At 44.1% G+C, this 21,586-nt stretch carries 14 protein-coding genes and 2 rRNA genes; 8 read left to right on the top strand and 8 right to left on the bottom strand.

Going from position 1 to position 21,586, the window contains the following annotated elements; genetic code table 11:
• The first annotated feature begins 69 nt into the window (after window positions 1-69).
• Window positions 70-1,377, top strand: coding sequence for a VTT domain-containing protein (locus tag N1I87_RS14910; protein WP_341102616.1), 1,308 nt, complete (start codon window positions 70-72; stop codon window positions 1,375-1,377).
• 42 nt (window positions 1,378-1,419) lie between these two features.
• Here the strand turns inward: N1I87_RS14910 and N1I87_RS14905 are convergent, their stop codons facing one another.
• The 5 genes from N1I87_RS14905 to N1I87_RS14885 all read right to left on the bottom strand — a co-directional run bounded on the left by N1I87_RS14905 (window position 1,420) and on the right by N1I87_RS14885 (window position 5,514).
• Window positions 1,420-2,166: a polysaccharide deacetylase family protein gene (locus N1I87_RS14905; RefSeq protein WP_340403698.1), complete on the bottom strand. Its 747-nt coding sequence runs from the start codon at window positions 2,164-2,166 to the stop codon at window positions 1,420-1,422.
• An 86-nt stretch (window positions 2,167-2,252) separates the two neighbouring features.
• Window positions 2,253-3,491 carry an MGDG synthase family glycosyltransferase gene (locus tag N1I87_RS14900; protein ID WP_341102613.1) on the bottom strand — a complete coding sequence of 413 codons (1,239 nt, stop codon included), beginning with the start codon at window positions 3,489-3,491 and terminating at the stop codon, window positions 2,253-2,255.
• A gap of 113 nt (window positions 3,492-3,604) precedes the next feature.
• On the bottom strand, window positions 3,605-4,456 hold the full coding sequence (locus N1I87_RS14895) for a hypothetical protein (RefSeq protein ID WP_341102611.1): 852 nt from the start codon (window positions 4,454-4,456) through the stop codon (window positions 3,605-3,607).
• A 13-nt stretch (window positions 4,457-4,469) separates the two neighbouring features.
• Window positions 4,470-4,976: an anti-sigma factor family protein gene (locus tag N1I87_RS14890; protein ID WP_048624000.1), complete on the bottom strand. Its 507-nt coding sequence runs from the start codon at window positions 4,974-4,976 to the stop codon at window positions 4,470-4,472.
• The gene (locus tag N1I87_RS14885; RefSeq protein WP_341102608.1) at window positions 4,969-5,514 is read right to left on the bottom strand and encodes an RNA polymerase sigma factor; all 546 of its coding nucleotides are present in this window, start codon (window positions 5,512-5,514) and stop codon (window positions 4,969-4,971) included. Before N1I87_RS14885 ends, N1I87_RS14890 begins: the two co-directional genes overlap by 8 nt.
• Window positions 5,515-5,748: 234 nt before the next feature.
• On the opposite strand from N1I87_RS14885, the gene N1I87_RS14880 reads away from it, so the two are divergent.
• The 3 genes from N1I87_RS14880 to N1I87_RS14870 all read left to right on the top strand — a co-directional run bounded on the left by N1I87_RS14880 (window position 5,749) and on the right by N1I87_RS14870 (window position 9,424).
• Window positions 5,749-7,125 carry an ISLre2 family transposase gene (locus tag N1I87_RS14880; RefSeq protein ID WP_341102605.1) on the top strand — a complete coding sequence of 459 codons (1,377 nt, stop codon included), beginning with the start codon at window positions 5,749-5,751 and terminating at the stop codon, window positions 7,123-7,125.
• Window positions 7,126-7,766: 641 nt separating this feature from the next.
• Window positions 7,767-8,789 carry a processed acidic surface protein gene (locus N1I87_RS14875; RefSeq protein ID WP_341102602.1) on the top strand — a complete coding sequence of 341 codons (1,023 nt, stop codon included), beginning with the start codon at window positions 7,767-7,769 and terminating at the stop codon, window positions 8,787-8,789.
• On the top strand, window positions 8,786-9,424 hold the full coding sequence (locus N1I87_RS14870; protein ID WP_003352599.1) for a class D sortase: 639 nt from the start codon (window positions 8,786-8,788) through the stop codon (window positions 9,422-9,424). Before N1I87_RS14875 ends, N1I87_RS14870 begins: the two co-directional genes overlap by 4 nt.
• 974 nt (window positions 9,425-10,398) lie before the next feature.
• On the opposite strand, the gene N1I87_RS14865 is transcribed toward N1I87_RS14870, so the two are convergent.
• Together N1I87_RS14865 and N1I87_RS14860 are read right to left on the bottom strand one after the other, a co-directional pair.
• Window positions 10,399-11,787 carry a hypothetical protein gene (locus N1I87_RS14865; protein ID WP_341102600.1) on the bottom strand — a complete coding sequence of 463 codons (1,389 nt, stop codon included), beginning with the start codon at window positions 11,785-11,787 and terminating at the stop codon, window positions 10,399-10,401.
• 191 nt (window positions 11,788-11,978) lie between these two features.
• Window positions 11,979-12,119, bottom strand: coding sequence for a ribbon-helix-helix protein, CopG family (locus tag N1I87_RS14860; protein WP_003352379.1), 141 nt, complete (start codon window positions 12,117-12,119; stop codon window positions 11,979-11,981).
• A gap of 87 nt (window positions 12,120-12,206) precedes the next feature.
• Here N1I87_RS14860 and N1I87_RS14855 point away from each other — a divergent pair, with 87 nt between their 5' ends.
• Together N1I87_RS14855 and N1I87_RS14850 are read left to right on the top strand one after the other, a co-directional pair.
• On the top strand, window positions 12,207-13,319 hold the full coding sequence (locus N1I87_RS14855) for an RNA-guided endonuclease TnpB family protein (RefSeq protein WP_003353982.1): 1,113 nt from the start codon (window positions 12,207-12,209) through the stop codon (window positions 13,317-13,319).
• A gap of 346 nt (window positions 13,320-13,665) precedes the next feature.
• Window positions 13,666-14,310, top strand: coding sequence for a spore coat protein (locus tag N1I87_RS14850; protein ID WP_341102597.1), 645 nt, complete (start codon window positions 13,666-13,668; stop codon window positions 14,308-14,310).
• A gap of 562 nt (window positions 14,311-14,872) precedes the next feature.
• Here the strand turns inward: N1I87_RS14850 and N1I87_RS14845 are convergent.
• Window positions 14,873-16,126, bottom strand: a complete 1,254-nt coding sequence (locus N1I87_RS14845) for a methyl-accepting chemotaxis protein (protein WP_270584712.1) — start codon at window positions 16,124-16,126, stop codon at window positions 14,873-14,875.
• A gap of 791 nt (window positions 16,127-16,917) precedes the next feature.
• Between N1I87_RS14845 and N1I87_RS14840 the strand changes: the two genes are divergently transcribed.
• Both N1I87_RS14840 and N1I87_RS14835 read left to right on the top strand, forming a co-directional pair.
• A 16S ribosomal RNA gene (locus N1I87_RS14840) occupies window positions 16,918-18,472 on the top strand.
• 135 nt (window positions 18,473-18,607) lie between these two features.
• A 23S ribosomal RNA gene (locus N1I87_RS14835) occupies window positions 18,608-21,540 on the top strand.
• The 16S and 23S rRNA genes sit together here, the layout of an rRNA operon.
• Window positions 21,541-21,586 lie beyond the last annotated feature (46 nt).

Below are 21,586 nucleotides of genomic sequence, written 5' to 3'. Positions count from 1 at the left end.
AGCTGAACTTTTGGAAATCATGGAAAGTCTTTTACGATAGAATGCTTCAAAATCAGGAGGAGTTCAAAGTTGCACTTATTGATCCATTTAATCGATCAATATGGATACATCGTCCTTTTCTTTTCGTTAATGCTGGAGCTGATCATTGTTCCTGTCCCGAACGAAATTCTTATGAGCTATGTCGGTTTTCTTGCTTATCAAGGAAAAGTCCATTTTGCTCTCGCTATCCTTTTTGGGGGCTTGGGGGGAATTGTGGGAGTCACGATTTCCTATTGGATTGGATTTAAATTGGGAGCCCCTTTTTTCTATAAATATGGAAGCAAGTTTCATTTAGGACCGGAGAAAATAGAAAGAATTTCAAGATGGAATCAGAAATACGGAAGAAGATTATTGTTATTTTCTTTTTTTATTCCCGGCGTTCGTCATGTGACTAGTTTATTTTCGGGAATCACCCGCTTGCCTTTTCGATCTTTTGTTGTTTTTGCGTATATCGGCGTGTTTCTGTGGGTAGGGACGTTCATTTTTTTGGGAAAAATTTTCGGCCCAAAATGGGAGCAATTTCATCAAGAGGCCAAATTATATATGATCATTGGCTGCATCGTGATTGGTCTTGTGTACGCTATATACTTATACATTAAAGTAAACATCCGCAAGATTCGAGAAAACTTGATTTTGTTATTTGAAGCCATGTTTAAACGATTTCACAGCTTCCTTGGCATGAAGCTGCTGATTTTCGGGATGGCCATTGTGTTTATCGCTATGTTCAGTCTGATGGTAGGGATGATTCAAGATTTTATCGAAAATGAATTTGGGCAATTTAATACCATCACGAAGGCTGTCGTCTCGTATATAGTGGATCCTCGTTGGAAACAGACGATCGATTCTATGTATTCCCTATTGTCGCGAAACTCTCTTTTGTTTGTGGGTTTTTTAACGATTATATGGATTTTCTTCAAAGGAAAAAACAAATGGTTGGAATTCCAATATTATGTCATTTGCATACTGGGAGCTCTTATTTTAAGCAAAGGCCTCCATATTTTATTCAGCTATATTGCGGCTGCAAACATGTTCAGCCAATCTTTTCCGAGCGAATTAAGTTTTTTATGGGTTGTGCTTTACATCTTTTTTCTGTACATCGTGCTTCGGCATAGTCAAAGAAAAATGGGAAGTGTTTTGATTGTTGTATTAGAAATGCTGATATTTGCACTGATCTCAGTCAGCAGCATTTATTTAGGGTCGGAAAATCCAAGTGATTTAGTGGCTGGCTATACGTTTGGAGGAGTTTGGGTAAGCTTGATCATTTTAATGATCGAAATTTCCAGGCTCTTAAATATGATCAAAGCTTCCAAACGAAGTCATATGGAGAAAGCAGAATAAACGGGCGAAGAAGAAACTTCCCGCCCGTTTTCCAGAAAATTTTTATCTTTTTCGATGATGTTGGGAGCGTTTTGGGAGGACTTTCATAGGACGTTTATCGATCATTTCATCTAAACGGACAAATTGAATGTTACGCTGCCTCAACTCTTTCAAAACTTCTTTTAATGCTTTTAACATATAGTAGGGAGCGTCAATATGGGCGCCCGGCGTGTCTCCGCAATCATGCAGCAAAACGACGTCCCCGGGCTTAATCCTTTTCAGAAGCTTATTCTGTATAATTAAGCTCGTTCCTTTATTGCGCCAATCGCCTGCCATAACGGACCATAAAATAATGCGAAATTCTTTGTGCAGAAAAAAATCAAAGAGATTCATCAGACCCCAAGGCGGACGGTAATAAGACGGCCGAACGCCGGTGATATTTTGAACAATGGCCGCGGAGTCCCGCAAGTTGCGGACAACGGACCAAGGAGTCATCAGCCAATTGGATCGATGGACGTAATTATGAATTCCGATCAAATGGCCTTCTTTATGCATTCGTAAGATGAGTTTAGGGTATTTTTTCGCTTTCGATCCGACGACAAAAAAGGTGGCTTTGACCCCATATTTCTTTAAAAGATCAAGCAGTTGTGCTGTGTACACGGGATCGGGGCCATCGTCGAAAGTGAAAGCGACTTGGCTTTCACCGTTCCCTTTTCGAAATGCTCCAACACCGAACCAAAAGGATAATAGATAAGGAATAAACATATAAAAACATAAAAAGACAAAAAAGCAGATCATGATTTTCTCCATAAATCAAAATCCTTTCTTCTCTACAAGGCCTAGGAAGATTCATAGATGACACAGGAATCTCCCTATCTTTATCCTATTATAACGGTTCAGCCGTTGATGTGGAGGATAGACGTTCTTTTTTTAAAAAAACGTGCTGATTTCCGTTTTTTCAATTGGAGTCCATTTGCCACGATGTAAGTAGGGTGGCTTGTCATGGCCATTAGTTGATAAATGGCCAACACCGCATCGAATGCGGCGGCTTTTTTTTGGATTCTTTCAGAGTTCTTTTTCATCTTCAGCAGGAGCGGCTTATTTTTTATCAAATTGGAAATTTGATGGATTAAGTCATCGGGATTTTCAGACAGAATGGCTGCTCCGGATTTTGTTAAATAACGAGCGTTTTCTTGTTCTTGACCGGGCAGAGGATGATAGAGAATCATGGGCAGCTCCATGGCCAAAGCTTCTGACGTGGTCACTCCTCCCGGTTTTGTGATAATGATGTCCGAAACTGCCATCAGTTCATGGACATATTCTACATAACTGAATAAATGAATCCGATGTTTAGACTGTTTTAGTTCCAGTTCCAACTTTTGTTTTAATTTCTGATTGCGTCCGCACAAAATAATCAATTGCAGAGTTTCCGGGATGGATTCAAGCGTCGGCAAATTGAGAAAACCTTTGCCAAAAAGGCCATCTCCGCCTCCCATAATCAAAACGGTAGGAAGCTCGGCATCCAGTCCGTGCTTGACAATAAATTCATCGCGTTTATAAGGATAAAGAAACTTTGTCTGAATGGGGATTCCCGTACTGGCAATTTTCTCTTCCGGGACATTTCGTCTGAGCAATCTCTTTTTCCCTTCATTGGAACCTACTATGTAAAGATCCGTAAAAGGGTGAATCCAACAACTGTGATCCGTATGATCTGTAATCACGGTCACAAAAGGGATATTCGTTAATCCATATTCTTTCAGTTTAGAAAGTATTCCGGACACAAATGGATGGGTGCTGACGACGACCGCTGGTTTCTCCTTCTCCAACAATAGCAGCATCTTTCTTAATCCAACGAAAAACAACGACTGTATTCTTGTTGAAAATACGCTTTTTGGATGGGTTTTTTGATAAAAAAATCCATATAGTTGAGGAAAGACTTTCAATCCTTTTATGTAAAGATAATTGCTAATTGGATACATATGAGGATGAGCCCATGCAATAAAATCAAAAACAACAGGTTGGACATTTGGAAAACATAGCTGAACGGCTTCTTCCAGAGCTTTGGCAGCTTGGAGGTGTCCTTGTCCGAACGTACCTGAAAGAATAAGGATCTTGTTTTTCGTCACTTTTGACATTCTTCTTCCCCCAATAATCTTTGTGATCAATAGAAAAAGACTGAGGCTGTCCATAAAAAGTTCATGTCAGAAAAAAGCGGGCTGAGAAAGAAAAAACAAAAACCCTTTATGAATTAATCAGAGGTTTTGCTTTTTTTCCTTTCAAAGAGCGGTTTTGAAAAAAGCCATGTCATCGCAATGCCCAATGAAAACCATATGAGCAAGAGCAGACAGACACTTCCAACGACAGGAAAATTAATCATAGAGACTGCCAGCGCTGAACCGAAGAGTAATTTCATCCATTCAGGTTTGCCATCCATGAATTTCAATTGTTTGCCCAATTCTTTGCTGAATACAAGCAATCCGATAAAAAAGGAAAGAGCGCTTGCGACAAATACCAACAAGGCAACCGGTATGCCAATAATGGTGAGAGCCAGAAGTGTGCATAACGTTGTCAGCGCTAAGCTTGCCATAAATCCGATAATCAACGTTTTACCGGGTCTTTTCATTAAAAGTTCTTCGTGACTGAATGTTCTGCGTTTCAGAATGATTCCTAACAGTACGGTGCCAATCACTAATATAATACTAAAAGCAAGCCGTATGCCCCAAGTGAATAAATAAAGAAATCCGCCGAAGATAAAGCTGTTTTGCATGGGATCGTTTAGATTAACGGTGATGAGATGCTCGGAGATACGAGCCCCTTTTTCTTGATGAACATGACCGCCGATCACAATGACAGGACCGCCTACAACGGCTGTTTTGTTCATCGTAAGGTCACCGTTCACGACGATGACTCCGACTTTGACATGTCCGCTGATCTCGGCGTCATTTCCAAGTACAACCACATTTTCCACTTTTTCTTTTTCGGGAACGATGACATCTTTTTTGTCTATTATAAGTTTATCTGCTGCCAGAGCAGGGTGAACGATCAGCAAAGTCAAAACCATGATGGAAAGAAAGGCACTCAAAATGTTAAACCCTTTCATGTTCTACATCTCCCTATTCTAGACTTTTTACCCTGAGCAAAAACTGAATGGCCCAAATCGATGTTCCTAAAATAACCATGGAAATGATAACACAAGCGAGAAAGAGCAATGGAATGGACGAAAGAACCGAGGCCAGTGCATGAGTCACGCTTAATCCGATATGCACAAAGGAAGTGGCCAGTGTAATTCCTACATAAAACACGTTCCCCATTTTCGAGAGAATGAAGGCAGCCATCAGTAGGGCGATGAAACTCATAGTCCAACGAACATATCGATTCATTGGGCGATACGGCGAGGAGATTTGTTTTATTTTCCGGACAACAGAGTGTTCAAATTGAACATTCGGTATTTCGATGGAATGATAAACGGCAAACAGTTCTTCTTTCAGCCATTGAAGTTCTTTTAGCTCAGTGCTGCATTGACGGCATTCTGCTACATGGTCTGCTACTTTTTTTCTTTCCTCTTCGTTTAATTCTCCATCAATAAACGCTGACAGGAGTTCATGAACATGGTCATTCATTGTGCTCGCCTCCGAAAATTTCTTTTTTCAACGCGATTCTGGCCGAATGGATGCGTGATTTCACTGTACCAAGGGGAATGCTTAACATTTTGGAAATTTCATCGTACGAATATCCTTGGATGTCGCGCAGCGAAAGTATGGTGCGCTGGTCCGGGGATAATTTTTGCATCGCTTCCTGAATTTCAAGCTTCAATTGTGTCCGATCGATAGATGAGGTCATACTCATGTGTTCGGCTCGATCCTTGCTTTGCAGCTGCAATTTTTGTATTTTTTTTCTTTTTTTTAATTTGTCGTAACAAATATTCGTTACTATTCTTGTCAGCCAAGAAACAAAGGCAAAGTCATTATCCAGTTTGGATAGCGATGAGTAAGCTTTTACAAAAGCTTCCTGAGCGATATCTTCCGCTTCCATTCGGTCATTCACGATCGAAAAAGCATGGCGGAATACTTGGCCTTTATATTTGGAAACCAGTGTAGAGAACGCCCCCAAATCCCCGCTCCTGGCCTTTTGTATTAAATTGGTGAGTTCTTGATCCACCTTTTTTCAACCCCCTGTGAAGAAAAGCTCGAGCCTTCTAGTGTGAGTAAAATGTTTGTGGGAGAAATTCTTAGAATTCCCCGATGAGGGGGTTGGGAACGTAGGTTCGCAATCCCCCTCATCGGGGCCACCAAGCAAAGCGCGGTAGGATCCCAAGCAGGAAACATGAAAAAAGGACTCTCTCCCTGGTAAGATGATCATTGTTCACACCATCAAACAGGAGGAGAGAGTCCTATGAATATTCAACAACATCTTACCACAAATTCGTTGACATGGAAAGAGATCGAACTTGATTTGTTTCGAGCCTTGCAAAACGCCTTCACCGAGCTGTTTACGGCTCTGTTGGAGGACATCGACCGACAATTGGCGGAAACCCGGGACAAGCGCCGGTACCACTTGAAAGACAAACGACGCACCACGATTCAAACCTTGTTTGGCGAAGTTACCTTTGAGCGAAACTACTATTTAGACCGAGAACAAAACCGTTACACGTTTTTGCTTGATTCCTTTTTAGCGTTTGATGGATCGCAGTCAATCAGCCCTTGTCTAGAAGAAACGGCGATGGGATTGGCTGTGGAGTGCTCTTCCTATCGCAAAGCGGCTCATACGCTTGCCCAGATGGTCGGGTATCCGGTGATGAGCCATGAGGCGATCCGCCAGTTGGTGCTCGAAGCTGAAGCTCCGCTGCACTGCCCGGTCAACCAGCGATATGGACGGGTGCTGTTTGTGGAGGCCGATGGACTGTTTGTTTCTCGCCAAGGGAAGGGAAAACGGGCCAAGGAAGACAAGATCCTAACCGTTCACGAAGGGTGGAAGCGCAACGGCTCACGGATCGAATTTGTCAATCAGCGCCATTACGTCCATGAGGGCAAGGGGGAGGTGTGGGAAGGCTTCGAGGAATTTTTGATAAATGAATATGCCTATGATCCGTGTCGGGATCTTCTTGTCATCAACGGGGACGGCGCTCCATGGATTACCGCGTGCCGGGAGTATTTCAAGGGACGGGTCTGCTTCCAATTGGATCGATTCCACGTGGCGCGTGAGTTGCGCCAATGCCTCTCGGGCCATCCACGGTGGCAGGCGATTCGGCAAAAGCTGGCGAAGCAGGATGAAGAGAAGCTGCTTGTGGAACTGAACAGCGCCCTCGGCACGCTGGGGGACGAAGCGAAAGAACAACAGCTGGCTGCCTTGATCCACCGGATCGAATCGATGCCGGGATGCATCCGTGATTACCGGGAATGGCTGAAGGAGCAAGGAGTGGACACAACGGGCATGTATCCGATGGGGAGGGCTGAAAGCGTGATGAGCCAGTTGGCGTATCGGGTGAAATACCGCCGCAGTTGGACAGACAAGGGACTTAGGGCGTTTTTCAAGGCAATGATTGCCCGGATGGATGGGATTCGTCTTTTCGGACGTCGTTTAGGAGAAGAATCGTCGCATCCGGCGGAGGAAACGGTGTCGACGGCATCCACCAAACAGACGATCGTGAACAAGGCGAAACAACGCGTCCGCCGTCTTTGGCCGGAGATCACGCGGAATAACGTGCCATATTTACAGCAATCGTCCGGGACTCCGATCTATCATGCCCTGTCTGAATTCAAGGGATGGTAAAAAAAGGTATACATATCGGTCTGTCATGGCAAGGGATGAGAGTCCGAAAGCGCTTACGGATGAAATTCAAAAAAATGGTTCGCTAACCTATGACTTACACCTGTTTTTTAGCGAACCAAAAAAGTTCCCACAAAATCTTGACTGACTCAGCCTTCTATGGTTGATAGATCGGAACGACATTTCTTGCTAAAATAATGGGACGCCTTCTTATAAGGAGATTTAAGGATCCATTTGCCGGTGCCGGAATTCAGATGCGGAAGATCGGGGAAAATCGGGTGGAAATCACTCAAATTTCCCTTATAATATGGAATGTTTCGTCTTTTTTCTCAAAAATCGATCGTCCGTTTCTGTTCTTTACAAAAGACGCCGTTCAAATAAGATAGGTTCATTTTTGCCGAAAATCATTTTCAGCATTCTTAGGTAATGACGACGTGAAATACTTTTTTGAGGAAAGAAGGCAAATAAATAATTGAATAGAACGTTTTCTATGCTTTCAAAGCTGATTTTTCCATAAGGGATTTGTCGGATCATGGTGAAAATGGAAAGTATTTTATCATATTTCCTGAAAATTTACAATTCTATTTATTCTTGTCGTTTTCCTTTATATTTAGTGGGATCATAATATTTTAGGGGGGATTTTATTGAAAAAAGTTGCTGCCGTCATCATGTCTGCCGCTATTGTTTTGTCTGTAAATCCTTCGCTTGAGCTTGCTGCGCCGCCAGAGAAAGAACTGACTCAATATCTTCAAAAAATAGGAATGTCGAAAGAAGTAGTCAATAGTCAATTGGAAAAATTTTATGGCGAAGATTTAGATTCATTTGATTCGGTGGAAGAGGTAAGACAAGTTCTTGGAAATCCGATTAACGATCATGATTTTCAAGATTTATTGACAAGGTATGGGTTTTCTTCTGAAGATGAATTGGAGCAAATGCTTGTGGAATACGGCGAACTGGAAAAAGGCCAAGATATCCGCGATGTTTATAAATTTATGAACCCGTTGGAAGACACCGTTTCGTTTTATGCGCTTATGCCGGAAAACAAAGAAAATTGGCTGGATGTCGATTCGATTGCCGATGCCCTTTCCCCGTTTGGATTGACTAAAGAGGAGACACAACGGCTGATCGATCATTTGAAGTCTTTAAACTTAGACGAGCAACAGTTGCTGCCATCATTGGAAGAGTTGAATCGTCGGATGGAAGCGATTGGGGAATTCGATAGCGCCTCTGATCTAACGGACGCTCAACTTACCGAACTTGCAGATATTTTTCACGACTTCTTGAGTCTTTTTCATATGGATGCCCGTTTTTACTTAGAGAAAAACGGCCGGAAAACCCCGCTGTCCTGGAAGCAATTGATTACGTTGGAAAAAACGAATGGAAGCAATTTGCTCATTGAACTTTATAATGATCATGGAGAATTTTTGGCAGATATGATTTTTACGGCTGATCTGTTTGGCTCGGATGTGATTGAAAATACGGTGAATAAAGCCATAAATGGCAGCGCCGCAAAAGGGCAGCCGAAAGCACATCTGATCAAACATACTGTTAAAGGCGGACTGATGCCGAAAACGGCCGGCCATTATATGGAACAGCTACTCGCCGGAATTTTCGCATTGTTGATTGGTGCCGTATTACTGCGCAAATGGCGCGTGAACCATTCATGAATCTTTTTTTACAAAAAAATGGACTGATTTTTATCGCCGCTGTTGCTTTCCTGATCGGTGGCCTTTACCTAACCGGGAATAGTTTGAAATCTCTTTTCTTTTCTGAAAAATACGAAAATGAAAAGGCTGTTCAGGTCGACGCAAAACAAGCTGTACAGCCTCTAAAAGAAGAACCGTTCTATGCAGCCCGGCCAAAACAGGGTGAAAAGTTTGGCGAACTCTTTATTCCGAAGCTCCATGCCAGTATGCCGATTTACGAAGGGACAAATGAGGATGAACTGGCGAAAGGTGTCGGTCATTTTGCCGAAAGTGTATTGCCGGGGGAAAAAGATAATTGTGTGTTGAGCGGTCATCGGGATACGGTATTTCGAAAATTGGGAAAGGTTAGGGAAAATGATTTGTTGATTGCTGAAACATCTGCGGGAACGTTTACTTATAAAGTCTATAAAGTTCGCATCGTTCCAAAAAACGATCGCACCGTTATCGTTCCGAAGCCGCGGGCGACATTGACGCTGACGACATGCTATCCATTCCACTATATTGGCAGCGCACCGAAACGTTATGTGCTGGTGGCTGCATTAATCTCTGAAAAATTAAAGGAAAGAAGAATTCATCAAGAGAAGAAAGCGGGATAAGAAGGAGCTGTTCTGCTTTTTCTCAATGAAAGACAGTATAATGCTTTAGATGATACATTTTTAAAATTCCCGAAAAAATATGCAACAACCCATTCAAATGGCATTATTTTATTGATATTTGAAGACGGACGATCAGTCCGTCTTCTTTATGTGCGCCCGGCATGTACATGAACTATAGGTTGTAAGTCCCGAACCCCGAAGACAGAAGTAGAGGTTAGCCAAGAGCAAGGGTGTCCGTGGTGACGCGGAATCTGAAGGAAGCTGGAGGCAAAACACCGGTCCGAGGAACACGAACCTCATATAAGGCTAGGTATGATTGAGTGAGTTTGCATAACAAAACAAAGCTCTTTCTGTCGAAGGTCATATCGAGTAAATGAGGCGGATAGATGGTGTGAAAGTGCATGTACTTACCCGGGGAGGTCTGGCGGATATGTGAAGTACTCTTCATAACCTACTTAGTGATAAGTAGCTGAACCGTCAGAAGTCAGCAGAGGTCATAGTATTAGTTGGTCTAGAACAACTAAGAAGGACCGAACAATTAAGAGAGAATAGCCCTTGGTATTCAGTGAGTCATGATGAACACAGAAAACGTAGTACCTCACTTGAGGGAGGAAGCGGTGAATCCCGTGGGAGACCTCTTGGAGGGTGGAGTGACCACTGGCATAAAGAGAACAGCTATTCACGGAAGTTATAAAGACTTGCGTCAATGATCTTAATTGAACCGCCGTATACGGAACCGTACGTACGGTGGTGTGAGAGGACGGGAGTTAATCGCTCCCTCCTACTCGATTGGTTTGATTCATGGAAAAATGTTTATGGATAGACTGATGACTACGGCATCCGATGATTGAAGAGCGTCGTGCGTGGCCCTTTACTTGTTTGGAACGAAAAGAGATGTCTAAATCATCGAATGATGATGATTGGCCAACGGCTTTTGAAAACGATAAAAGGAACGGGAAGAACCTATACAATGTTTATTTTTTCATGGTGGAGTACATGTATTGATAGGCTTTTGCTTCTTCCGTCATTCCTAAATGACTATATATTTTGGCCAGCCACTGAACAGGTTTCGGATCGTTCGGGTGAAGCTCCATTTCCCAGCTGAAGCAGTCGATTGCTTTCTTGGGCTGTTGAAATTCATAATACAGTTCGCCAAGCAGAAACTGTTGATCAGGATCGTCTTGTATGGCCAGCATGCGATTGATTTTGGCTGCTGAAGGCAAAGGGATATGCTTTTCTTCAAAAGGCTGAAGCCATTTTTTTACATAGTTCAAATCGTGTTTTTTCAGCAGAAGAGGAATAATCAATCGGATCGTTTTTTCTATTGTCCCTGCGTTCTGTTTGTTGACAGGAAGGGTATTAATTTTTTCCAACTGAATTTCATCCATTTGAATGGCGGGATCAGCCAAGATAGAGGCAAATTGTTGAGATTGATATTCCGTAATCGGGGAGTGCTGATCAAAAAGAAAGTTGACCGCACGTTCATACCAATGAAGCTTGAGAAGCAGATCAAATAGATCATACTCAAGGGCTGGAAATGCTGCACCTTGTTGATGAAGCTGGAGCAAAACGAGGGCTGTATCTTGGTCGGATAGAAAGGTCGAGAGTGTCGTCCGCAATGATTCATAATCTTGCTCCGGTGTGCTGGAATGCAACAGGCGATGGATGGATAAAGCCGCTGCATCGATCAACCGATTTTGTTTGAGAAGCTCGGATTGAAGCTTTGCATAGGCTTTTTCATCATAGGCGGTACGCTCAAAAAAGAGTTGTTCAGCCATAAGCTTATCTTTTTCCCATAAGGCATCATCGTTTTGATAAATGTCGTCGTATTTTCGGAAATCAAGATCGTTGGCTATTTGTTCTACCCATGGATTTTCCGGAGCATACTGTTTTAACAGGCGTATGACTCGATAGGCAAGAAAGTATTTGCCGTTTCGCCGGTATTCATAAAAAATGTCTCGAATCAGCTTGATAATCGTCTCTTTTTCAAGAATGGAGTCGAATAAAGGGAGAATGTGGGCAATTTCGAGAGAAGAATATTGATGTTGCCATTGTTTCAGAAGATGTTGGAAACTTTGAATCGCAGAGGGGCGATTTTGGTGAATGAGGGTGTCTATAAAAGGATGAGGGGCCTGAAATACGATTCCGTTTTGAAAGGCTTTGTACAATTGGGAATGATCGTTGAAACGCAAAGGTTTTATAGCAGCAAGCAATCGGTTTTTAAAGTAAATCAGAAAGAAAGTCTGTTTTTTGGAATCCGACGCCTCGATCAACTTAAACATATGGTACACGGCCATTCTTTTTATATCCAACTTGTTCGCTTTATGATGATCGAGAACGGTTAGCGTATAATTTTCTGTCATTCTTTACCCCTCCAATAGTGAAAATACTTTTTATTTTCTTATTTGATTTTATTGTACCATGATTGCAACACAAACTCGAGCACAGTCTTTAACGTCTTTCCGAAAGAAGTCTCCCATCCTCTAGGAATGTGAAGGTGTGAATAGCACCAATGAGTAGGTGGGAGATGAATTTCGGTTGGCTTTAGCCAAAGTTATTTTTCCAATCCCTTTCTCAACAATTCTAAGATTGCGGCTGTTCTAGTTGGAATCCCATTTTCTTTTTGATATTGCTCCAATTTTTCTAATATCGTCTTAGGCATACGAATTTCTACACGTTCTTTCTCTTCTCTCATGATTATCACCTCATATTGATTGTACGGATTTTTTACGGTATAATCAATATATACGAAATTTTTCCGCACAAAGTGAGGTGAATTGATATGGCCAAGCAAAACAAAGCTTTCAAGTTTCGTTTGTTACCAAACAAAGAACAATCCGCATTATTAGCTAAGACATTTGGTTGTGTTCGCTTTGTCTACAATAAGATGTTAGCTGAACGCAAAGAAACGTATGAAAAGTTCAAGGATGATAAAGAATTGCTTAAAAAGCAAAAGTTTCCGACCCCTGCAAAATATAAAAGTGAATTTCCATTCCTAAAAGAAGTGGATTCTTTAGCTTTGGCAAATGCACAAATGAACTTACAGACTGCTTATAAGAATTTCTTTGAAGGAAATGCGGATTTTCCAAAGTTCAAAAATCGTAAAGCAAAACAATCCTATACAACTAATATGGTCAACGGAAATATTAAGCTAGAAAATGGTCATATCAAACTGCCAAAAATCAAAAAGCCAATAAAAATGAAACAGCATAGAGAGATACCTGCTGATTATAAAATCAAATCTTGCACTATTTCTAAAACAAAGACAGGCAAATACTACATTTCAATTTTGACAGAATATGAGAAAGATATTCGTCCAGTTAAAATACAGAAAGTTGTTGGTTTGGATTTTGCTATGGATGGTCTATATGTCGAGAGTGAACAGGGTAAGAAAGCCAATTACCCACGTTACTATCGGCAAGCCTTAGATAAATTAGCAAAAGCACAACGAATTCTTTCTCGAAGAAAGAAAGGTTCTGCAAGATGGGAAAAACAACACCTGAAAGTGGCTAAGCTACATGAAAAGACAGCGAATCAGCGCAGAAACTTTCTTCATCATAAGTCAAAAGAATTAGCAACAAACTATGACGCTGTGATTATTGAGGACTTAGACATGAAAGGCATGTCTCAAGCCCTCAACTTTGGAAAAAGCGTTCATGATAACGGCTGGGGGATGTTCACTACTTTCTTAGCGTATAAGCTAAAAGAACAGGGGAAACAACTTGTGAAAATTGATAAGTGGTTTCCCTCCACTAAGAAGTGTTCATGTTGCGGCAAGGAAAAAGAAATGCCATTATCTGAACGTGTATATAAATGTTCTTGCGGCTTTGTATTAGATCGCGATCACAATTCAGCAATCAATATCAAAAATGAGGGATTACGCTTATTAGCATAAAGAATAATAACTTTCGGAACGAGAGGGTTAGCTCGGTCAATTTTCTGTCATTAGACGGGATTACCCGAGAAGCCCCCACTTCAATCAAACCGTAAGGTTGATAAGTGGAGGGTAGTTCACATCGTTTGGTATAGCCATCCCATTCCCCTTTGTGACATTTTGTACGCCTAAAATGATATTTTCAAGCACAACCGGAAGATTCCTTATGACGGTTTGATTGTCAGGAATTCATCGTTTAATCGTTGTTTTTCCGAGCACTCGCGGAAAATTCAAAACGATAATCCTTCAAATTTCATCGCATTCTAAACAAGGGCATGCCGCCCAATCTTGAAAGGAGGGAATTCTAATGGAACTGCCAATCCATCAAAACAACGCTCCTTCTATGCAAAATATACCTGGACAAATGTATCACGGTGGTCATGAGTTGTTTGAAATTCATGAATTGCTGTCCAACACGATCAGCCTTCTCGACCAATATATGATATTACGCCAATTGGCAAAAGATCCGGAATTAGTGGACATGATGAACCGTCAGTATCAATTTGTGTCCGATAGTTACAACATTACAGTAGAAGCTTTGAAAACGGGGAATAAACCGTCCCATCCAAAGCAGACATATATGATGAAACAAGATCATAGCACCGTTTATGGGATAAAGCCTTCCAATCCGGCTAAAGCAGTGCAATCCGTAACGGAAATCAATGACCAAAAAATTTCTACTCAAATGCTGCAAATGATGAAATCGGCTGCCTTTCTTCACACGATAGCGGCATCCGAAACGGTCAATCCGGTTCTAAGACGAATATTGGCTGACAATGTTCCAAACTATTTGGAAATGGCGTATGAAATTTTCCTGTATCAAAATAAACGCGGTTATTATCAAGTACCGCAATTTGATAGACAAACGACGGAGACAACTGTCAATCGCTTTGCGCCGGTACAAACAAACCTTCCGCAAAATCAAGCGACAGGCTATAACCAAACACACTAAAAAGGATCAGTCCTAAAAGTGGGGCATCCTTTCATGTCAAGATTTCTGTCGGGCGTTGTTGGATAGCGGAATTCATTTGCCTTCAGCGGGTGATCCGTGATCCTCCTCGCCCGTATCATGCCTGAAGTCTCACCTGGCTTGTTTTTCCTAGAGTAGTCTCGCACGTTTCGCGTTGATTTCGTTCAAATTTTGATTGGAGCTTCCTGCTAGGGGGCTCCGAATATTATGGCTCGATGTTGTATACAACTGTCTAATACATGGAATTTTAACTGTTGCATGGTCAAGGGATTTTTGGATGAAAGGAGCATTTGGTTGCTAATTTTCACCTTGTATCGTTGATTTTATGTAAAAAACCTTGATTATTCATTTTGAAAATGCAAAAAAGGTTGAAGAGTTCATATGAACAGGATAGTGAAAAAGGCCATCGATTAATATAATAGCCGGGGGCAGTACATATGACGGCGTGAGAGGAGGGGGCTTTTTCCTCTCCTCTAACTCGATTTTCGGTGAATGGATGGCTATCGATATGCCGGCAGGGAAAGATCAATTTCAGGAGACATAGTCACTTTAAACCTTTCCATCGTTCTGACAGATGTCTTAACTCTACAGCGAGATCCGCCACTTCTTTGATCCTGTTTGCAACTTCTTTTGTCGTCGCTGATTGTTCTTGAATGGAAGCGGCGGCTTGTTGTGAACCGGAAGCTAATGAAGCGGCAGCATATGATACCGCTTCCATCTCTGAAAAAACTTTTTCGATTCCTTTCAGCGTATCGTGGCTGGCATCCGTCATTTTTTTCGTTTCTTCTGATACAGTATGCATGATATCAGAGATATTTTGAAAGGCGTTGTCAAGTTGTTTGGATAATTGTTCTTGTTGATTGGTTACTTCGTGTATCGCTTTGGATTCTAAAGCGGAAGTATGGACATAATGTTGTATCTGTTTCAGCATTTCGTTTACTTGTTCAACTGATTTGGAAGTTTCTTCTGACAAAGAACGAATTTTTTCGGCGACAACGGCAAATCCCTTTCCTTGATCTCCGGCTCTGGCTGCTTCAATGGCCGCATTTAATGCTAATAAATTAGTTTGATTGGCGATGTTGCCAATTAATTGCAGAATGTTGTTTGCCTTGGAGGAAGCTTGTTTCAGCTGGGAAGTGGCTTCGTTCAAAGATTCAGCCATTTTGACACTTTCCATGATCGTGGCATTGACTTGCTTGACTTTTTCTCTTCCTTCGTAGACACGATGATCGGCCGTGTTGACCACTTCGTTTAAATAATTAGACCCTTGTTCAACCTCTTTTATGTCTTTCACCATTTTTTCCATTGTCGTTTTTGAGATATCGGCTCGGTTGGCTTGATCGGTAATTCCGTTTGACAACTCTTCAATAACGGAGGAAAGGGTGTCAGCATTTCCGGCCAACATATGGCTTGCTTTAGCGATTTCGTCCGACTCATCGGAAAACCGTACGGCATACTCTTTTACATCCAATAAAATATTTCGAAGACCTTTCAACATTTTGTTCAATCCATGTGAAACGATCCCCATTTCATTTTGTGAGCGATACCCGGATCTTTTAGATAAATCGACTTTATCTGTGACGGAACGGATCGTTACATCGAACTCCCGCAGCGGCTGTTGAACATGTTTCGAAGTATAGGAAAGAAAAAAATAAGAAATCAGCAGTCCCCAACATAAGCAAAGAATCATAGCCGTTGTGACGGAAAAGGTTGTGAAGAGAAAAATGGTCAGTCCCATTGTCATAAAGACTAATAAAAAAACAGAAAAAACAAAAAAGGATCGTAAGCTTTTAAACAAATCGGTCCCTCCTCATATTTCTTTTTACCTATTTTTACTATTTTCATTATATCAAAACGATAAAATATAAGACAAAATTTTCCGAATAAAACAACTGGAGAAAATTATAAAAAAAGCTTTTTCTGAACTGTTACAATCAGGAGGTTTTTATGGCTATTTCTTACTTCGTTTATAGTAGAAAATGCAAATTATGACGAAAAATTTTAGAATACGGTTTGACTTTAGAATTTCTCAAACGGCGGAAAAAAATTATGTTGAATGATTGAAAGGCATTTTTTTGTGAAAGATATAGCCTTTTTCGTTACTAGCCGCCGAATGACATGATGGCATGGAATAAAAAAGGAGAGATGGATGCTTCATTTGTTTTTAAAAGAAGTGCGGTGGACTTGCACCCATATAGTCAAAGATTCATAAAATAAGAATATGAGGAAATCGTTTCATTTTCCGTTTTTAAACGAATGGAATTGCGGTCGTGGTTACTTAATTTATTTAAAACTTTTTAATGACAGTTAAATGTAAATATCGTTGCGCAGTGGCAGCAATATGATTCCCGGTAGCAAGCAATAAAAAAAGTTAAAGAAAGATATTGACTTTATTTAAATCGGGTGATATTATGTAATACGTCGCTTGATGAGTGACGCTCCATGGTAGACTTAAATAAACATGGTTCTACAGATGTTGACAAATTAGTATTATTGTAATAAAATATAATTTGTTATGATGATCCTTGAAAACTGAACAAAACGAAGCGTAAACCAATGTTTCGATAGAAACAAGCCAAGTCAAATTTCTTTTTGGAGAGTTTGATCCTGGCTCAGGACGAACGCTGGCGGCGTGCCTAATACATGCAAGTCGAGCGGACTTTCAAGAAGCTTGCTTTTTGAAAGTTAGCGGCGGACGGGTGAGTAACACGTGGGCAACCTGCCTGCAAGACGGGGATAACTCCGGGAAACCGGGGCTAATACCGGATAATATCTTCCTTCGCATGAAGGAAGGTTGAAAGGCGGCGCAAGCTGCCGCTTGCAGATGGGCCCGCGGCGCATTAGCTAGTTGGTGAGGTAACGGCTCACCAAGGCGACGATGCGTAGCCGACCTGAGAGGGTGATCGGCCACACTGGGACTGAGACACGGCCCAGACTCCTACGGGAGGCAGCAGTAGGGAATCTTCCGCAATGGACGAAAGTCTGACGGAGCAACGCCGCGTGAGCGAAGAAGGTCTTCGGATCGTAAAGCTCTGTTGTCAGGGAAGAACAAGTACCGTTCGAACAGGGCGGTACCTTGACGGTACCTGACCAGAAAGCCACGGCTAACTACGTGCCAGCAGCCGCGGTAATACGTAGGTGGCAAGCGTTGTCCGGAATTATTGGGCGTAAAGCGCGCGCAGGCGGTCTCTTAAGTCTGATGTGAAAGCCCACGGCTCAACCGTGGAGGGTCATTGGAAACTGGGAGACTTGAGTGCAGAAGAGGAGAGCGGAATTCCACGTGTAGCGGTGAAATGCGTAGAGATGTGGAGGAACACCAGTGGCGAAGGCGGCTCTCTGGTCTGTAACTGACGCTGAGGCGCGAAAGCGTGGGGAGCGAACAGGATTAGATACCCTGGTAGTCCACGCCGTAAACGATGAGTGCTAAGTGTTAGAGGGCTTCCACCCTTTAGTGCTGCAGCTAACGCATTAAGCACTCCGCCTGGGGAGTACGGCCGCAAGGCTGAAACTCAAAGGAATTGACGGGGGCCCGCACAAGCGGTGGAGCATGTGGTTTAATTCGAAGCAACGCGAAGAACCTTACCAGGTCTTGACATCCTTCGCTACCTCTAGAGATAGAGGGTTCCCCTTCGGGGGACGGAGTGACAGGTGGTGCATGGTTGTCGTCAGCTCGTGTCGTGAGATGTTGGGTTAAGTCCCGCAACGAGCGCAACCCTTGACCTTAGTTGCCAGCATTCAGTTGGGCACTCTAAGGTGACTGCCGGTGACAAACCGGAGGAAGGTGGGGATGACGTCAAATCATCATGCCCCTTATGACCTGGGCTACACACGTGCTACAATGGATGGTACAAAGGGTCGCGAAACCGCGAGGTGGAGCTAATCCCAAAAAACCATTCTCAGTTCGGATTGCAGGCTGCAACTCGCCTGCATGAAGCCGGAATCGCTAGTAATCGCGGATCAGCATGCCGCGGTGAATACGTTCCCGGGCCTTGTACACACCGCCCGTCACACCACGAGAGTTTGCAACACCCGAAGTCGGTGAGGTAACCCTTACGGGAGCCAGCCGCCGAAGGTGGGGCAGATGATTGGGGTGAAGTCGTAACAAGGTAGCCGTATCGGAAGGTGCGGCTGGATCACCTCCTTTCTAAGGATATATGAAGGAGCGCTTTCGTTTTGTTCAGTTTTGAAGGATTTCATCCTTCCAAGTTGTTCCTTGAAAACTAGATAGAAGAAAGAAGCAGCATAAACCGAGTATCGCCATCTAGGATAAAACCAACATGGTTAAGTTAGAAAGGGCGCACGGTGGATGCCTTGGCACTAGGAGCCGATGAAGGACGGGACTAACTCCGAAAAGCTCCGGGGAGCTGTACGTAAGCGTTGATCCGGAGATTTCCGAATGGGGAAACCCGCTGCCCGTAATGGGGCAGCATCCTTGCCTGAATCCATAGGGTAAGGAAGGCAACCCGGGGAACTGAAACATCTAAGTACCCGGAGGAAGAGAAAGCAACAGCGATTCCCTGAGTAGCGGCGAGCGAAACGGGAACAGCCCAAACCAGAAGGCTTGCCTTCTGGGGTTGTAGGACACCAATTGTGGAGTCACAAAGGAACGAGGTAGACGAAGAGGTCTGGAAAGGCCCGTCAGAGAAGGTAACAACCCTGTAGTCGAAACTTCGTTCCCTCCCTGGTGGATCCTGAGTACGGCGGGACACGAGGAATCCCGTCGGAAGCTGGGAGGACCATCTCCCAAGGCTAAATACTCCCTAGTGACCGATAGTGAACCAGTACCGTGAGGGAAAGGTGAAAAGCACCCCGGGAGGGGAGTGAAAGAGAACCTGAAACCGTGTGCCTACAAGTAGTCAGAGCCCGTTTACGGGTGATGGCGTGCCTTTTGTAGAATGAACCGGCGAGTTGCGATCTCATGCGAGGTTAAGTCGGAAAGACGGAGCCGCAGCGAAAGCGAGTCTGAACAGGGCGCATGAGTATGGGGTCGCAGACCCGAAACCAGGTGATCTACCCATGTCCAGGGTGAAGGTGAGGTAACACTTACTGGAGGCCCGAACCCACGCACGTTGAAAAGTGCGGGGATGAGGTGTGGGTAGGGGTGAAATTCCAATCGAACTTGGAGATAGCTGGTTCTCTCCGAAATAGCTTTAGGGCTAGCCTCAAGGGAAGAGTCTTGGAGGTAGAGCACTGTTTGGACTAGGGGCCCTCATCGGGTTACCGAATTCAGACAAACTCCGAATGCCAGTGACTTATCCTTGGGAGTCAGACTGCGAGTGATAAGATCCGTGGTCAAAAGGGAAACAGCCCAGACCGCCAGCTAAGGTCCCAAAGTATACGTTAAGTGGAAAAGGATGTGGAATTGCTTAGACAACCAGGATGTTGGCTTAGAAGCAGCCACCATTTAAAGAGTGCGTAATAGCTCACTGGTCGAGTGATTCTGCGCCGAAAATGTACCGGGGCTAAACGTATCACCGAAGCTGCGGGTGGACACCTTCGGGTGTCCGCGGTAGGAGAGCGTTCTAAGGGCAGAGAAGCCAGACCGGAAGGACTGGTGGAGCGCTTAGAAGTGAGAATGCCGGTATGAGTAGCGAAAGAAGGGTGAGAATCCCTTCCACCGAATGCCTAAGGTTTCCTGAGGAAGGCTCGTCCTCTCAGGGTTAGTCGGGACCTAAGCCGAGGCCGACAGGCGTAGGCGATGGACAACAGGTTGATATTCCTGTACCACCTCTTTTCCGTTTGAGCGATGGGGGGACGCAGGAGGATAGGGTAAGCGCACTGTTGGATGTGCGTCCAAGCAGTGAGAGGGGCAGCGAGGCAAATCCCGTTGCCATTCACCTCAAGCTGTGACGGCGAGGGAAATATAGTACCGAAGTTCCTGATTCCACACTGCCAAGAAAAGCCTCTAGCGAGGAAAAAGGTGCCCGTACCGCAAACCGACACAGGTAGGCGAGGAGAGAATCCTAAGGTGTGCGAGAGAACTCTCGTTAAGGAACTCGGCAAAATGACCCCGTAACTTCGGGAGAAGGGGTGCTTTTTGGGGTGCATAGCCCCGAGAAGCCGCAGTGAATAGGCCCAGGCGACTGTTTAGCAAAAACACAGGTCTCTGCGAAGCCGTAAGGCGAAGTATAGGGGCTGACGCCTGCCCGGTGCTGGAAGGTTAAGGGGAGCGCTTAAAGCTTTGCTTGAAGGTGCGAACCGAAGCCCCAGTAAACGGCGGCCGTAACTATAACGGTCCTAAGGTAGCGAAATTCCTTGTCAGGTAAGTTCTGACCCGCACGAAAGGCGTAACGATCTGGGCACTGTCTCAACGAGAGACTCGGTGAAATTATAGTACCTGTGAAGATGCAGGTTACCCGCGACAGGACGGAAAGACCCCGTGGAGCTTTACTGCAGCCTGATATTGAATTTTGGTACAGCTTGTACAGGATAGGTAGGAGCCTTGGAAACCGGAGCGCCAGCTTCGGTGGAGGCGCCGGTGGGATACTACCCTGGCTGTACTGAAATTCTAACCCGCACCCCTGATCGGGGTGGGAGACAGTGTCAGGTGGGCAGTTTGACTGGGGCGGTCGCCTCCTAAAAGGTAACGGAGGCGCCCAAAGGTTCCCTCAGAATGGTTGGAAATCATTCGCAGAGTGCAAAGGCAGAAGGGAGCTTGACTGCGAGACCTACAAGTCGAGCAGGGACGAAAGTCGGGCTTAGTGATCCGGTGGTTCCGTATGGAAGGGCCATCGCTCAACGGATAAAAGCTACCCCGGGGATAACAGGCTTATCTCCCCCAAGAGTCCACATCGACGGGGAGGTTTGGCACCTCGATGTCGGCTCATCGCATCCTGGGGCTGTAGTCGGTCCCAAGGGTTGGGCTGTTCGCCCATTAAAGCGGTACGCGAGCTGGGTTCAGAACGTCGTGAGACAGTTCGGTCCCTATCCGTCGCGGGCGCAGGAAATTTGAGAGGAGCTGTCCTTAGTACGAGAGGACCGGGATGGACGCACCGCTGGTGTACCAGTTGTCTCGCCAGAGGCATCGCTGGGTAGCTATGTGCGGAAGGGATAAGTGCTGAAAGCATCTAAGCATGAAGCCCCCCTCAAGATGAGATTTCCCATTTCTTCGGAAAGTAAGATCCCTGAAAGATGATCAGGTAGATAGGTCCGAGGTGGAAGCGTGGTGACACGTGGAGCTGACGGATACTAATCGATCGAGGACTTAACCAAAAGAAAGCGCGAAATCGGTGAAACTGCTTCTTCTATCTAGTTTTGA

This window comes from Bacillus sp. FSL W8-0102, from assembly GCF_038007225.1.
Taxonomy (GTDB): Bacteria; Bacillota; Bacilli; order Bacillales; family DSM-4216; genus Bacillus_O; species Bacillus_O smithii.
The sequence above is the reverse complement of the archived record's forward strand: the minus strand, read 5'-3'. Positions and strand labels throughout refer to the sequence as shown.

Bases quoted from the DNA above. Each gene is read 5' to 3' on its own strand.
- N1I87_RS14905 (WP_340403698.1), bottom strand. From the start codon at position 2,166: ATGGAGAAAATCATGATCTGCTTTTTTGTCTTTTTATGTTTTTATATG.
- N1I87_RS14900 (WP_341102613.1), bottom strand. From the start codon at position 3,491: ATGTCAAAAGTGACGAAAAACAAGATCCTTATTCTTTCAGGTACGTTC.
- N1I87_RS14895 (WP_341102611.1), bottom strand. From the start codon at position 4,456: ATGAAAGGGTTTAACATTTTGAGTGCCTTTCTTTCCATCATGGTTTTG.
- N1I87_RS14890 (WP_048624000.1), bottom strand. From the start codon at position 4,976: ATGAATGACCATGTTCATGAACTCCTGTCAGCGTTTATTGATGGAGAA.
- N1I87_RS14880 (WP_341102605.1), top strand. From the start codon at position 5,749: ATGAATATTCAACAACATCTTACCACAAATTCGTTGACATGGAAAGAG.
- N1I87_RS14870 (WP_003352599.1), top strand. From the start codon at position 8,786: ATGAATCTTTTTTTACAAAAAAATGGACTGATTTTTATCGCCGCTGTT.
- N1I87_RS14865 (WP_341102600.1), bottom strand. From the start codon at position 11,787: ATGACAGAAAATTATACGCTAACCGTTCTCGATCATCATAAAGCGAAC.
- N1I87_RS14860 (WP_003352379.1), bottom strand. From the start codon at position 12,119: ATGAGAGAAGAGAAAGAACGTGTAGAAATTCGTATGCCTAAGACGATA.
- N1I87_RS14855 (WP_003353982.1), top strand. From the start codon at position 12,207: ATGGCCAAGCAAAACAAAGCTTTCAAGTTTCGTTTGTTACCAAACAAA.
- N1I87_RS14850 (WP_341102597.1), top strand. From the start codon at position 13,666: ATGGAACTGCCAATCCATCAAAACAACGCTCCTTCTATGCAAAATATA.